The organism is Xanthomarina arctica (assembly GCF_014638915.1).
Lineage (GTDB): Bacteria > Bacteroidota > Bacteroidia > Flavobacteriales > Flavobacteriaceae > Xanthomarina > Xanthomarina arctica.
In genome coordinates, this window is record NZ_BMFQ01000002.1 from 814,262 (window position 1) to 828,938 (window position 14,677).

Annotated in this window: 11 protein-coding genes; all 11 read left to right on the forward strand. The window is 31.1% G+C overall.

Annotated elements, in window-relative coordinates; translation table 11 throughout:
- Positions 1-3 precede the first annotated feature (3 nt).
- The 11 genes from asnB (at position 4) to IEV77_RS10000 (ending at position 14,677) form a co-directional block, all read left to right on the forward strand.
- Positions 4-1,851 carry an asparagine synthase (glutamine-hydrolyzing) gene (gene asnB, locus IEV77_RS09950; RefSeq protein WP_188464320.1) on the forward strand — a complete coding sequence of 616 codons (1,848 nt, stop codon included), beginning with the start codon at positions 4-6 and terminating at the stop codon, positions 1,849-1,851.
- Entirely contained in the window at positions 1,848-2,936 is a 1,089-nt protein-coding gene (locus tag IEV77_RS09955) for a glycosyltransferase (RefSeq protein WP_188464322.1), read from the forward strand. The genes asnB and IEV77_RS09955 overlap by 4 nt, the downstream gene beginning before the upstream one ends.
- Positions 2,937-4,094: a glycosyltransferase gene (locus IEV77_RS09960; protein WP_188464324.1), complete on the forward strand. Its 1,158-nt coding sequence runs from the start codon at positions 2,937-2,939 to the stop codon at positions 4,092-4,094. It begins immediately after the preceding gene.
- 98 nt (positions 4,095-4,192) lie between these two features.
- Positions 4,193-5,284, forward strand: a complete 1,092-nt coding sequence (locus IEV77_RS09965) for a glycosyltransferase family 4 protein (RefSeq protein WP_188464325.1) — start codon at positions 4,193-4,195, stop codon at positions 5,282-5,284.
- Positions 5,285-5,288: 4 nt separating this feature from the next.
- Positions 5,289-6,494: a DegT/DnrJ/EryC1/StrS family aminotransferase gene (locus IEV77_RS09970; RefSeq protein WP_188464327.1), complete on the forward strand. Its 1,206-nt coding sequence runs from the start codon at positions 5,289-5,291 to the stop codon at positions 6,492-6,494.
- Positions 6,491-7,081 (forward strand): sugar transferase, encoded by a 591-nt coding sequence (locus IEV77_RS09975; RefSeq protein ID WP_188464329.1) that lies wholly within the window; start codon positions 6,491-6,493, stop codon positions 7,079-7,081. Before IEV77_RS09970 ends, IEV77_RS09975 begins: the two co-directional genes overlap by 4 nt.
- Positions 7,078-8,061, forward strand: a complete 984-nt coding sequence (locus IEV77_RS09980) for a polysaccharide deacetylase family protein (protein ID WP_188464331.1) — start codon at positions 7,078-7,080, stop codon at positions 8,059-8,061. The genes IEV77_RS09975 and IEV77_RS09980 overlap by 4 nt, the downstream gene beginning before the upstream one ends.
- Positions 8,062-8,451: 390 nt before the next feature.
- Complete coding sequence (locus IEV77_RS09985; protein ID WP_188464332.1) at positions 8,452-9,594, forward strand: DegT/DnrJ/EryC1/StrS family aminotransferase; 1,143 nt, start codon at positions 8,452-8,454, stop codon at positions 9,592-9,594.
- A complete protein-coding gene (locus IEV77_RS09990) occupies positions 9,587-11,485 on the forward strand; it encodes a polysaccharide biosynthesis protein (RefSeq protein WP_188464334.1) in 1,899 nt (632 codons plus the stop codon). Before IEV77_RS09985 ends, IEV77_RS09990 begins: the two co-directional genes overlap by 8 nt.
- A 29-nt stretch (positions 11,486-11,514) precedes the next feature.
- The gene (locus IEV77_RS09995) at positions 11,515-12,297 is read left to right on the forward strand and encodes a polysaccharide biosynthesis/export family protein (RefSeq protein ID WP_188464336.1); all 783 of its coding nucleotides are present in this window, start codon (positions 11,515-11,517) and stop codon (positions 12,295-12,297) included.
- A gap of 25 nt (positions 12,298-12,322) precedes the next feature.
- On the forward strand, positions 12,323-14,677 hold the full coding sequence (locus IEV77_RS10000) for a GumC family protein (protein WP_188464338.1): 2,355 nt from the start codon (positions 12,323-12,325) through the stop codon (positions 14,675-14,677).

A 14,677-nucleotide genomic window follows, 5' to 3' on the forward strand; every position in this document is an offset into this window, starting at 1 on the left:
AATATGTGTGGAATTTACGGCTCTACAATTGCTTATAATAATTCTCAAATTAATGAGAAACTTGAACGATCAAACTTTAGAGGTCCAGACAAATTAAAATTTGATCATTTTGGCGACGACAATCAGGTGATTTTCGGTCATAATAGATTAGCTATCATTGATTTGGACGAACGTTCTAACCAGCCCTTTACATATCAAGAGAAAGTACATTTGGTGTTTAATGGGGAAATTTACAATTTCAAAGACATTAAAATCACTTTAATAGAAAAAGGGTATAAATTCAATACAACTAGTGATACGGAAGTTATTTGCGCCGCATATTTAGAGTATGGGGAATCCTGTGTAAACCACTTTAATGGCATGTTTGCTTTCGTAATTTATGATAAAATTAAAAACATCTTTTTTGGAGCAAGAGATAGATTAGGACAAAAACCTTTTTATTATTATCACAATGGGAAAAACTTTGAATTTGCTAGTCAGCTTTCAGTTGTCCAGTTATACAATCAAAATTTAAGTATTTCAAAAAAAGCGATTTCATTGTATTTAGCATGGGGAAACATCCCTGATCCATACTCTATTTTTAATGAAATAAAAAAACTTCGAGCAGGACATTCTTTTGTATTTAACTTAAGTACAACTGAGTTTACAGAAAAAACTTATTGGGATATTGATTACAAAGGTGAAAACAAATATAAAGGCAGTTTTGAAGATGCCGTAAACATTCTAGATCATACTTTAAAAGATGCAGTTAAGCTACGTTTATTTGCTGATGTTCCTGTTGGAATTTTTCTTTCAGGCGGAGTTGACTCGTCTGTTATAGCGGCATTGGCTACAAAAAGCACGAATAGCAAGGTGAAAACGTTTTCGGTGAAATTTAATGAAAAAGGTTTTGATGAAAGTATTTATGCTCAACAAGTTGCAGATCACTTACAAACCGATCACCATGTTATTGAATGTAATTATGAAGAAGGAAAAAGTTTAATTATAGACTTTTGTCATTATTATGACGAACCTTTTTCAGATTCTTCAGCAATTCCATCTATGTTATTAGCTAAACACACGCGAGAAAAAGTTACTGTAGCTCTATCTGGAGATGCTGGGGACGAAAGTTTTATTGGCTACCACAGATATAATTGGATAAAAAAAGGACAACTAATTTCAAGTGTTCCATTCTTTTTAAGAAAAATAGGCGCTTCCATATTAAATCTATCCTCTAGCTATAGACTGCAAACCATTGCAAAAATATTATCTTATAAAACGGCTGACGATATTTATTTAGCCAACATGACACATTTAAATCCGTCATGGATAAAATCGGATGTGGATTATTTAGATTTAGATGAAATAAAATATCTGAAACATAAAAACAAGAATTTATTTGAACGTATATCCGATTTCGATTTAAAAAGCTACCTCGTTTGGGATATCAATACAAAAGTAGATAGAGCTACCATGGCATTTTCCTTGGAAGCCAGGGCTCCTTTGTTAGATTACAGAGTGGTGGAATTTGCTAGATCACTACCTACTTCTTTCAAGTTTAAAGGAAAAAATCAAAAACGGATTTTGAAGGAAGTGCTATATAAGTACGTGCCTAAACATATTTTCGATAGACCTAAATCTGGATTTTCGATGCCTTTTTCAGAGTGGTTTAAAACAGATTTAAAAGATTATGTGCTCTCGGAACTAAGCGATGAAAACTTAGAACATATTCCATGTATCGATGCTAAACTTGTTAGTCTTTATATAAAGGAACACATGGAAGGTAGCTGGAATCGTTTTACTATTATTTGGCAAGTTTTAGTACTTAAACAATGGTTAGATAATAACGGAAAAGGATACCCAATTAAATGAGAAATAAAAAAATAAATATCATATTTGTCATCCCATCACTTGCTGCTGGAGGAGCAGAACGTATATTATCTTTTGTAGCTCAAAATATTGATAAAGAGACGTTTAAAACAACACTTCTCGTTACAGGATATGAAAAAGACACGGTCTATCATCTAAAAAATTTAGACATTGTGTATCTTAATAAATCGAGGGTTTTAAAATCGTTTTTTAGTGTGTTTTCATATTTCAAAAAAAACAAACCCGATATTGTAGTGAGCTCTATTGTACATTTAAATGTGTTCATAGCTTTTATGTCGCCATTTTTTAGAAAGACTAAATTTGTAGCTCGAGAAGCTAATGTTTTAAGCGTTTTAAATAAATACACGCCATCTTCTTCAATTCTATTCTCGAAACGAGTTATTAGTTTAGCCTACAAATTGGTGGATTGTATTATTTGTCAATCTAAAGATATGCAACAAGATATGTTGAATTATTTCAAAATTCCTGAAAGTAAAACAGTATTGATTAATAATCCCATTACAAATGATTTTGAATTAAAAACCAATATTAGAAACAACCAAGAACCGTTAAGATTTATTACCATTGGGAGATTAAAGAAACAAAAAGGACATCTACGGATTATTGAAGCACTTTCCCAAGTAGATTTCCCATTTAAATATACCATAATTGGAAGTGGCATTGAAAAAGACATCATATTTGAAACCATCGAAAAAAATGGTTTAACAGATAAAATTGAATATATTAAATTCACCAAAGAAGTGGATAAACATCTAACACATAGTGATTTGTTTTTGCAGGGATCTTACGTAGAAGGCTTCCCTAATGTGTTAATTGAAAGTTGCGTTGTTGGAACCCCCATCTTAGCATTTAATGCACCAGGAGGATTAAACGAAATTATTGAAAATGGAACAAATGGTTTTATTGCTGAAACACTTGAGGAATACATAAACCATTTAAATGTTATTAATAAAAATTACCCTTTTAAACCCGAAACTGTTAGTCAAGTTGTTAAAGAACGTTTTAACAAAAAGAAAATCATTGCGAAATACGAAAGTTTATTTTTAAATTTGGTCAACTCTAATTAGATGACAAACAAAACAAAAATTGCTTTATTTATACCTGCAATAGGATTTGGTGGAGCAGAGAAAGTTGTTAGCCTACTTACCTTCGAATTAACCAAATATTACGATGTTACTTTAATTTTATTATATGATATTATAAAACTTCCTATTTCTAAAGATATCAAAGTAATATTGCTTTCAAAAGAAGGGGAAGAATTCAAAACTTCAAAGGCGCAACATTTTTCAGATTATATCAAGTTTATTTTTAAATACCAAAAGGTTTTAAAGACTGAAAAGATCGATGTTGTTATTTCATTTATGCTACGTCAAAACGCCATGACAGGAATAGCCAAAATGTTTAATCCCACATTAAAATCCATTATTAGCGAAAGATGTTTCCCTTCTAAACGTTATAATAATTCGAAATTAATTTCCATTATCTCGAAAACAATGATTCCTTTTTTTTATAATAGAAATGATAGGTTGTTTTCTAATTCCATTCATATTAATCAGGATTTAAGAACACATTTCAACGTAAAAATAGATGCCAGTGTAATTTACAACCCTACTGTTTTAAATAATAAAAAGTTAAACTCTGATAATTATAGTCATCCACCAGACATATTTAAAATTGTAACAGTTGGCAGATTAACGGCTGTTAAAAACCAAAAACACATTCTTAACAGTTTGAGCAAACTACCAGAGCATTTTCGTTTAGATATTTATGGAGATGGCGACATTCTCGAAGAACTTGAACAATTATCAATTAATTTGAACTTAAAAGATAGGGTCAATTTTAAAGGGAACGTCCTTGATGTCCATTCTAAAATTTTTGATAGCCATTGTTTTGTTTTAAGCTCTTTAACTGAAGGATTTCCAAATGCACTACTTGAAGCTTTGTCATTAGGAATACCTGTTATTGCTACTAACTGCATGTCCGGACCTTTGGAGTTACTGAACGAAAATGAACCCATAGAAATAGAAAACGGATCCTTTTTTAAAGCAAAATATGGAATTTTAATTAATATAGATGATGTTGAAGGTTTAACAAAAGCTATTACATACTTACAAGAAAACCAAGAACAGCGTATAACCTATAGCGAGTTGGGCTATAATCGCGCAAAAGATTATGGAGTAGATAAAATTGGTTTAAAATTAAAATCCCTGATAGATAGCATTTGATAATAAGGTTTAAAACCAATTTCAAAAGTGATTTAATATAGGTTTGGTTTTTTAAACTTTTAAAAAGAAAATATTAAATTTGAACTGATTACAATTCGATGACTAAAAAAATCTGTATAATTGGTGGTGAAGATGTACATAAGAGAATTCTTTTGTCCAACTATTTAATGGATGCTGGTTTTCAAGTCACTATTATTGGCACTAGCAATCAGGTTTTTCCAGATTCTATAACTTATGTCCCGTATAATTTAAACAGAAGCTTCTCTCCTATTTCAGATTATAAGACGCTCTCTTGGCTAAAACATTTTTTTAAGAATAATTCCTTCGACCTCATTCATACGTTCGATACCAAACCTGCATTTTTAGTACCCTTATCACAATTAAAAACAAATACACCAATAACAAGAACTGTTACGGGTTTAGGGACTATTTTTATGTCTAATTCCTTTTCTAGCGCCATTTTAAGAAAGGTTTATTTGTTTTTACACATCTTAGTGAAAAAAAGAATTACTAATACCATTTTTCAAAATGAAGACGATAAAAACCTTTATTTAAAATATAATTTAATTTCAAACTCAAATTATAGCATAATATTAAGTAGCGGTATTGAGTTAGATTTGATAACGCAAAAAGCCAAACGAAATAACCAAACCTTCACTTTTATCTGTGTTGCAAGGTTGGTTTATGAAAAAGGGATTGTCAATCTTTTAGAAGCCGCAAGAATTTGTAGCAATAAAGGTTACAACTTTAAATATCTGTTAGTTGGTCCGCTTGAAGAAAACTCTAAAAGACTTAATAAAACCGTTCTTTCTCAATACGAAGATATAGTTGACATTCTGGGTTCCAGAAACGATATTTTAAATTTGCTGGAAAACTCTGATGCTTTTGTGTTGCCTACTTTTAGAGAAGGTTTTTCTAGAGTTTTACTAGAGGCTGCAGCAGTTGGACTACCAATAATTTCCACAAATGTTACTGGGGTTCGGGATTTTACAAGGCATAATCAAGAAGCTATTTTAATTGAACCTCAAGACTCTGAATCCTTAGCTGATGCTATGATTGAAATTGCTACAAACAAGGAATTAGCAGATAAATTAGCCAAAAACGCTTTAATACACGTCAAACTGTTCAGTCTTGAAAATGTTTCTAAACAATATATAACTATATTTAACACAGCTATTAATCACAATTAAAATCATGAAAATTCCGTTTTCACCTCCTTATATAAACCAAGACGTTATAAAAGAAGTTAACAGCGCTTTAGAATCTGGTTGGATTACCACTGGTCCTAAAGTTAAACTTCTGGAAGAACTTGTTTGCAAATATACCTTAGCGCAAAATACACTTTGTGTTAATTCGGCTACTTCAGGCCTCATGTTGGCCTTAAAATGGTACGGTATTGGTGTTGGAGACGAAGTTATAATTCCTGCTTACACTTATGCTGCTACAGCCTTAGCTGTTATACATGTTGGAGCAACTCCAGTGATGGTTGATGTGGAAGCCGATTTCAATATCTCTATTAAACAAATTGAAAAAGCAATTACACAAAAAACCAAAGCAATTATTCCTGTTGATTTTGCTGGATGGCCATGCAACTATGATGAGTTATTAAACCTGCTTGAAAAAAAACAAAATATATTTACACCTTCTACAGAAAATCAGATAAAATTAGGAAGAATTCTTATTCTATCAGATTCTGCTCATTCTATAGGCGCAACATATAAAGAACAGTATTTGGGATCCATTACAGATATTACTGTTTTTTCCTTTCATGCCGTAAAAAACGTTACAACTGCAGAAGGCGGTGCTGTTTGCCTTAATTTACCAAAGCCCTTTAATAACCAAGATGAATATAATTACTTGAGGTGTTTTTCATTAAACGGACAAACTAAGGATGCTTTTACAAAATCTAAAGCTGGAGGCTGGAGATACGATATTATTTATCCAGGATTAAAAATAAACATGCCAGATATCTTGGCCGCCATTGGAGTGGCTCAATTACCTGAGTATTTTGAAAAAACTCTCGATACTCGAGTTAATATCTACGAATTTTATCATCAGTTCTTTAAAACTAAACCTTGGGCTATTTTACCTCCATATGAAGATGAAGACAAAAAATCTTCATGTCATTTGTATGCCTTAAGGATTAAAGGGATTTCCGAATCAACCAGAGATACTATTATTGAAGATATTTCAAAAAATGGCGTAGCTGTTAATGTACATTTTCAACCCTTACCAACCTTAAGTCTTTTTAAAGAAATGGGGTTCAATATAGCTGATTATCCAATGGCATACAACAATTACAAATGTGAAATATCGCTACCAATCTACCCTCAATTAACTCAAGAAGAGCTTGAGTATATTGTAAGTACGGTAGCTAATGCTATTGAGTCGCAAATATGATTAAAAGAATCTTTGATATAGTTTTTTCTTTTTTTGGTTTAATAATATTATTACCTTTATTACTCCTTATAGCAATACTAATTAAAGTAGAATCTAAAGGCTCGCTTTTCTATTTACAAACTAGAGTTGGCAAGCATAATAAAGATTTTAAAATTTTTAAATTTAGAACCATGTTTGTTGGGTCTGATAAAAAAGGGTTATTGACCCTTGGTGATCGAGACCCTAGAATAACAAAAACAGGTTATTTTTTAAGAAAATATAAATTAGATGAACTCCCACAACTAATCAATGTTTTTATAGGCAACATGAGTTTTGTTGGCCCAAGACCAGAAGTACGCAAATATGTGAATTATTATTCTGAAGAAGATTTAATGATTTTCTCTGTGAAACCTGGAATTACCGACTATGCTTCCATCATTTACAGAGATGAAGCGGAACTCTTGAAAGGAACCGACAATCCTGATGCGTTTTATATTGAAACCATCATGCCTGAAAAACTCAAATTAAACAAGAAATACATTAATAGCCATGATCTGTTTACAGATTTGAAAATTATTTTAAAAACGTTTAAAATTATTATTTCATGATGGATATTTCAAATGGATACTTTGTTATTTCTTTGGATTTTGAACTACACTGGGGAGTTTTTGATAAAAGAAGTGTTGCCGAATACAAAGAAAATTTAGAGAATGTTAAACTAGTAATCCCAAGGCTATTAGATCTTGCAGATACTTATAACATTAATCTAACCTTCGCAACTGTAGGGTTTTTGTTTAATAAAAATAAGCAGGAACTTTTAAATAACAATCCAAAATTATTACCTGGCTATACAAATTCCAAATTTTCTCCCTATACAAAATTGGAAACTATTGGGGAAAATGAGACTGAAGATGAATTTCATTTTGCATCTGGTTTAATAGATTTAATAAAGAAAAAAAAACAGCACGAAATAAGCACACACACCTACTCTCATTATTATTGTCTAGAAGATGGTCAAACAGAAGAGCAGTTTGAGGCAGATCTTGTTGCCGCTATTTCTGTGGCTTCAAAAAAGAATATTAACGTAAAAAGTATAGTTTTTCCAAGAAACCAAGTAAATCAAAAATATCTAGACATATGCGTTAAACATGGCATTACCTCTTACAGAGGAGTCGAGAATCATCGAATTTATAATACATTAGATAGAGATTACTATAAAAAACAATCCACTAGAGCACTTAGGCTAATTGATACTTATGCAAACTTAACTGGCTTTAATACTTATAATATTAAAAAATTAAACACAACAAAAAACATTTCAAACATACCTTCCAGCAACTTTTTAAGACCTTATAGTAAAACCCTAGAATTTTTTGAACCCTTAAAAATTAATCGTGTTAAAAGGGCAATGACTTACGCCGCAAAAAACAGTGAGATGTTTCATCTTTGGTGGCATCCTCATAATTTCGGCAAACACATAGATGCGAATTTCAAAGGACTAGAAACCATTTTAAAACATTACAAATACTTAAATGAAAACTATAAATTCAATAGTATAACTATGACAAAATTAGCTAGTTTAGTTTAAATATTATTCAAACTGAGTTATTCCGAAGTAATCAAATAAGATTCGCAAGCTCTCCTCTACTTGTGTAAATTCCGAACCTCTAAATAATTTAAAATAAACTCAATATGATTCATTATTTTTAAAGTGTGATATTGTTTTTTTTGTATATTGAACCAATCAAAATAGCCCTATAATATTTTACATATTCTTCCCTTTTTTCAATTTATAGCATGTTTAAATGTATTAAGTTTGCTTTTAAACTAACTGATTTAATTTTTTTTAATCCTTACAATTAAATATTTAATTATTCAGATTTAAGAAACGCATTATTATAAATAAAATACAACAACGTAAATATTAGTTATATAACGTATTTATTTGACGATTGCTGTTTAAACGTAGATATTTACTATGATTAAAAATGAATCTTATTTGAATTCAAAAATATGGTTGTCCTCACCTCACATGAGTGGACATGAAGAAAAGTTCATAAAAGAAGCATTTAATACTAATTGGATTGCGCCTTTAGGACCTAATGTCAATGGTTTTGAAAAAGATTTGGAATCTTATTTAGAGAACAACGCTAATGTAGTAGCCTTAACATCAGGGACAGCGGCAATACATTTGGCTTTGGTTTTACTAAACGTTTCAAAAAATGATGAAGTCATTTGCCAAACTAAAACATTTGTAGCCTCTGTGAATCCGGTAACTTACTTAGGCGCTAAACCCGTTTTTGTAGATAGTGAAATTGACACATGGAATATGTGTCCTATTTTATTGGAGCAGGCCATAAATGATAGATTAAACATAGGGAAAAAACCAAAAGCCATAATTGTAATTAATTTATATGGCATGCCACATAAAGTGAAGGAAATACAAAACATATCGAATAAATATAACATACCAATAATTGAAGATAGTGCTGAAGCTTTAGGAAGTAGCTACTTTAATAAAAAGTGTGGCACTTTTGGCGATTTGTCTGTTTTATCTTTTAATGGAAATAAAATAATCACCACTTCCGGTGGCGGAGCTTTAGTTGCTAAAGATATTAAGACGAAAGAAAAAACCATTTTTTTGGCAACACAAGCCAAAGATCCCGGAATTGAATATTCGCACACCCATGTTGGCTACAATTATAGAATGTCGAACATTTTAGCAGGCATAGGCAGAGGACAAATGGAGGTTCTTGATAACTATGTAGCCTTAAGAAGGAAAAACTATCGTTATTATTATGATCAATTAAGCAGTATAAATGACATTCGTTTTCTAAATGAACCCGAGGGCTACTTTTCAAATAGATGGTTAACTTGTATTGAGCTTCCAACTAATAAAATGCGAGAAGACTTGCTACATCTTTTGCAAGAGAACAACATAGAAGCTAGACCTTCATGGAAGCCCATGCATTTACAGCCTATCTTTAAAGAGTATACAAGTTATCTCAATGGTGTTTCAGAGAGATTATACAAAACAGTTTTATGTCTGCCTAGTGGTTCAAATTTAACAAAAGGTGAATTAGACAAAATTATCAATTTAATAAAACAATATTTTGGATAAATTCATTAACATTTTAAGAAAATTATCAGATCAATACGCCTCTAAGTGGCTGGTTTTGCTCTTTGACTTATGTGTTGTTGCCTTTACTTTTTTTATTGCATACATTATTCGTTTTAACTTCATTATTGATTTTGAGTTCAACCTTTTCTTTAAACAAATCCCTTTTGTTTTAGTCGCTGCTTTAATAAGTTTTTTAATAGTAAGCTCCCACAAAGGCGTTGTAAGATTTACTGGCGCTAAAGATATTATTAACATCATTATTGGAATAAATATTTTAGCCACCATACTAATTGTAACCACTTTTTTAAGTAGAAAATACCAGTTTGATGTTGTTTTTGATATTCCAGGCTCCATTATATACATTCATTTACTGCTAAACATTTTCTTTCTGGTAGGCTCTAAATTTTTTGTGAAATCACTTTATAGAATAATTGTTACAGATTTCGAAGAACAAAAATCTGTTCTAATATATGGTGCAGGTACTTCTGGTATGATAACCTATGATGCGGTATCCAACGATCCAAAAAGCAATATCAAGGTTGTGGGATTTTTAGACGATAACGATGGTAAGGCTGGTAAAAAAATTAACCTTCTTAATGTTTACGAACCAGATAAAATTACAAAAGAATTTATTCAAAAAAATAGTATTGATGAAGTTATCATCTCTATACAAAGCATAGACTCCAACAGGCTTTTAGAAATTACCAGCAAGTTGTTTGCCTTAAATCTTAAGGTTAAAATAGTGCCGGCTGTTCAAAACTGGATAGATGGCGATTTAAGTATTGGTCAAATTAAAGATATTAATTTGGAAGATTTACTTGGTAGAGAACCTATAAATATAGACAACCCAATGTTAGTCGAGGAATATAATAATAAGATTATTCTTGTCACTGGATCTGCAGGCTCCATTGGTAGTGAGCTAGTTAGGAAGTTAGTACGTTATAATTTTCAAAAATTAATACTGATTGATAATTCCGAATCTCCTTTATACGATTTGCAACAAGAACTTCACCAAAAAGGTATTACAAACATAGAATGCATAGTTGCAGATATAAGGAATCAAATTAGAATTGATAATATTTTTAACGAATATAAGCCAGACATTGTGTTTCATGCCGCCGCCTATAAACACGTGCCTTTAATGGAGCATAATCCATATGAAGCTGTAAGCGTTAATGTTCGAGGCACTAATAATGTTATTAACCTGTCTGTAAAATATGGGGTAGAGAAATTTATTCTAATTTCAACCGATAAAGCTGTTAACCCAACCAATGTAATGGGGGCAACAAAGCGTATTGCTGAAATGATTATTTGTTACCAAAACACAGTTACAACAGGCAAAACGAAATTTATAATAACTCGTTTCGGTAATGTATTGGGCTCTAATGGTTCTGTAATTCCTTTGTTTAAAAAACAAATTGAAAATGGTGGTCCATTAACGGTTACGCACAAAGACATCATTAGGTATTTCATGACTATACCAGAAGCATCTCAATTGGTACTGGAAGCAGCTGCCATGGGACTAGGTCAGGAAATATTTGTTTTTGACATGGGGAAACCTGTCAGAATTTTAGATTTAGCCGTCAATATGATTACCCTTTCAGGCTTTAGATATCCGGAAGATATTGATATTAAAATCACAGGTTTAAGACCTGGAGAGAAAATATTTGAAGAATTACTAGTAGATGGTGAGAACACCAAACCTACTTATAATGAAAAAATAATGATTGCAAAATGTAAACCTTTAAATAATTTAGATGTTAAAATTATTATTGAAGAATTGTGTAATTTAGGACCTAGCACACAAAATATCGCAATTGTTTCAAAAATTAAGGACATTGTAAAAGAATACAACCCTAATAATAGCAAATACGACGTATTAAACAATTAAAAAAAAGAGTTAAAAATCTAATTATCAAAATGAGAAATTTTAAACATATACTAAAAAATACAGTTGCTATTATTCTATTGGCCACCTCTTTATCATGTGTTACAAGTAAAGAGATTATTTACTTTCAAGACGAACCACTTAACGCGTTAAACGCTGTAGCTATTAATTCTGAAATAGCATATAAACCTAACGATTTATTGACCATAAATGTTTCAGCAATAGATCCTGCAACAGTAATGCCTTTTAATTTACCTGTTATTACCAACAGCTCTACATCTCTAGATTCTCGAGGAGAAATTAGAATGCAAACCTATATTATAGATCAAGATGGAAACATTGATTTCCCTGTTTTAGGAACCCTTAAACTTGGCGGTCTTACAAGAGAACAAGCCACTTTAATGTTTAAAAAACAAATTTCTGAGTTCGTTAAAGACCCTATCATAAACATTAGGCTTACCAATTTCACAGTTACTGTTTTAGGAGAAGTAAATAATCCAGGAACTTACATTGTAGAAGAAGAACGTATTTCATTTATTGAAGCCTTAGGTCTTGCCGGAGATTTAACCATTCACGGCATAAGAAATAACATCTTTTTAATTAGAGAAGAAAATGGCGTTAAACGTTTTACAAAATTTGATTTAACGTCTATTAATGTCGTGAATAATCCAAATTATTATTTACAACAAAACGATATTTTGTATGTTGAACCTAACTCAGCAAAAATACGATCAGCATCTTATAATCAAAATTATGTTTTAATTATTTCTGCTGTTGGAACCCTAGCTACTATTGCTGCAATACTCATAAGATAATAATCGATAATGCTATCAAAATATTATGAATCAAAACACTGACTTAAACGGCATTATAAAGCCCTATTTAAACAAATGGAAGTTTATTTTATTATGCACCATATTCGCTGTCGCATGTGCTTTTATGTATTTAAGATATGCCGATTATGAATATCAGGCAAATGCCAAAATTAAAATTAAAGAAACCCAAGAAAACGATAAACTTGCTGAACTTTCAAGAATGCAAAATTATGGTTTGTTTAGAACTGAAAATAATAATGTTTTAGATGAAATTGAAGTCATTCGATCTAGGATAATCATAGAACAAGTAGTAAAAGAACTAAAATTTAATATTCAATATTTTGTTGAAGGACGTATAAAAGCATCAGAAGAGTATAAAAACCCTCCAATAAATATTAATTTTAGCGCGACAGATTCTATTATTCACACTATAGATACCACTTTTAACATCAAAATTCAGTCAGCCAATAATTTTCTTTTAAAGGGAATTAATTTTACTGAAAAATTCTCTTTTAATGGTCAGGAAGAATCCGATTTAGACGATGAAGGTACCGTCTATGGTTTTGGAGAAAGTATAGCCACAAGCTTTGGTAATATAATAATTACACCTAGAATTGGAGAAGATGCTACCAAAATAGGCTCAAATATTATAATAAAAATAAGCCCACTCTCTAGTGTTGTTTCTAAATATAAATCAAACCTCATTATCTCTAACCAGGAAATGTCTAGCATTATCACGTTATCCATTAATGATAATGTTCAAGAAAAAGCAAAATTATTTTTAGAAAAACTTATTGAAAAATATAATGAAGACGTCCAAAACGACAAACAACAAGTTGTTGATGCTACTTCAGAATTTATAGATAACAGATTAGATATTGTTTCTCGAGAATTGGGAGATGTCGATATAGATGCAGAAACTATCCAAAAAACTAATAAATTAACTGATTTAGCGACACAATCCAACTTATCATTACAGAGCGAAAGACAAAATAAAGATAGATTGGTTGATGCAGCAATGCAAATTCAACTAATTGATTATATGAGTGAACATATTGGGACTAATGTAAAAAGCTCAGATCTATTGCCATCAAACATAGGCATTTCAGATAATTCGGTTTCTCAACTAACCCAGCAATACAACAACCTCGTCTTAGAAAAGAATAGATTGTTAAAAAATTCCAGCGAAAAAAACCCTACTGTTGTTAACCTTACCAATCAAATAGATCAACTAAAAACTAATTTAACTCAAAGTCTTGATAATATTAAGCACACCAACGAACTGAACTACAATTCACTGGTAACTGAAAACAATAGAATTAGCTCACAGATTTATGCTGCTCCAAAAAAGCAACGGCAGTTTAGAGATATCAAGAGACAACAAGATATAAAAGAAGGCTTGTATTTATTTCTTTTGGAAAAACGAGAAGAAGCTGCAATTACTCACGGGGTGTCATCGCCTAACGCAAAATTAGTGGATGAAGCTTATGCCTCTGGAATTCCTGTTGCTCCAAAAAAAGCAATAATAATTCTTGCTGCCTTAATTTTAGGTTTTGGTTTTCCAATTGCAATAATTTATATGTTGAATTTGCTAGATGATAAAGTTCACAATATTACCGACATTAAAAAAGAAGTCACAATCCCTTTTATTGGTGATATACCAAGGTCTAAAAATAATAAACTTTTAATCTCAAAAGTAGACTACTCCCCTAAAGCAGAAGCGTTTAGAATGATAAGAACCAATGTGGAATTTATGCTTCAAAACATTGAAAATAGATCTAAAATCATTTTTGTCACTTCTACTACAAGTAAAGAAGGGAAATCTCATACAGCAACAAATCTGGCTTTATCCTTATCATATTCAGATAAGAAAGTCTTATTAATTGAAACAGATATTCGAGTTCCAAAGGCAACAAATTACCTGGATATCGATAATACTTTTGGGCTTACTAATTTTATTGGAAATAAGAAAATTGAAATTAAAGAGGTTATATTCCAGCACAAAGACAATGAATATTTTGATATAATTCCGTCTGGAACCATTCCTCCAAATCCTGCCGAATTACTCATGAGTAATCGTGTTAAAGAACTTTTTGAATACGTATCCCCTATTTACGATTATATTATTGTAGATACTGCCGCTATTGGCTTAGTAACAGACACCTTACTAATTAGTAAATATGCAGATTTGTTTATTTTTGTAGCAAAGGCCAACTATATCACCAAGAAGCAATTAGAATTGGCACAACGTATGTACACTGAAAAAAGATTGCCAAACATGACCATATTACTTAATAGCGTTGACCATAGAAAAGGTTATGGTTATGGCTATGGATACGGAACAAGTCCAGGGAAAAAGAAATGGTGGAAATTTTCTTAA

Bases quoted from the DNA above. Each gene is read 5' to 3' on its own strand.
- asnB (WP_188464320.1), top strand. From the start codon at position 4: ATGTGTGGAATTTACGGCTCTACAATTGCTTATAATAATTCTCAAATT.
- IEV77_RS09955 (WP_188464322.1), top strand. From the start codon at position 1,848: ATGAGAAATAAAAAAATAAATATCATATTTGTCATCCCATCACTTGCT.
- IEV77_RS09960 (WP_188464324.1), top strand. From the start codon at position 2,937: ATGACAAACAAAACAAAAATTGCTTTATTTATACCTGCAATAGGATTT.
- IEV77_RS09965 (WP_188464325.1), top strand. From the start codon at position 4,193: ATGACTAAAAAAATCTGTATAATTGGTGGTGAAGATGTACATAAGAGA.
- IEV77_RS09970 (WP_188464327.1), top strand. From the start codon at position 5,289: ATGAAAATTCCGTTTTCACCTCCTTATATAAACCAAGACGTTATAAAA.
- IEV77_RS09975 (WP_188464329.1), top strand. From the start codon at position 6,491: ATGATTAAAAGAATCTTTGATATAGTTTTTTCTTTTTTTGGTTTAATA.
- IEV77_RS09980 (WP_188464331.1), top strand. From the start codon at position 7,078: ATGATGGATATTTCAAATGGATACTTTGTTATTTCTTTGGATTTTGAA.
- IEV77_RS09985 (WP_188464332.1), top strand. From the start codon at position 8,452: ATGATTAAAAATGAATCTTATTTGAATTCAAAAATATGGTTGTCCTCA.
- IEV77_RS09995 (WP_188464336.1), top strand. From the start codon at position 11,515: ATGAGAAATTTTAAACATATACTAAAAAATACAGTTGCTATTATTCTA.
- IEV77_RS10000 (WP_188464338.1), top strand. From the start codon at position 12,323: ATGAATCAAAACACTGACTTAAACGGCATTATAAAGCCCTATTTAAAC.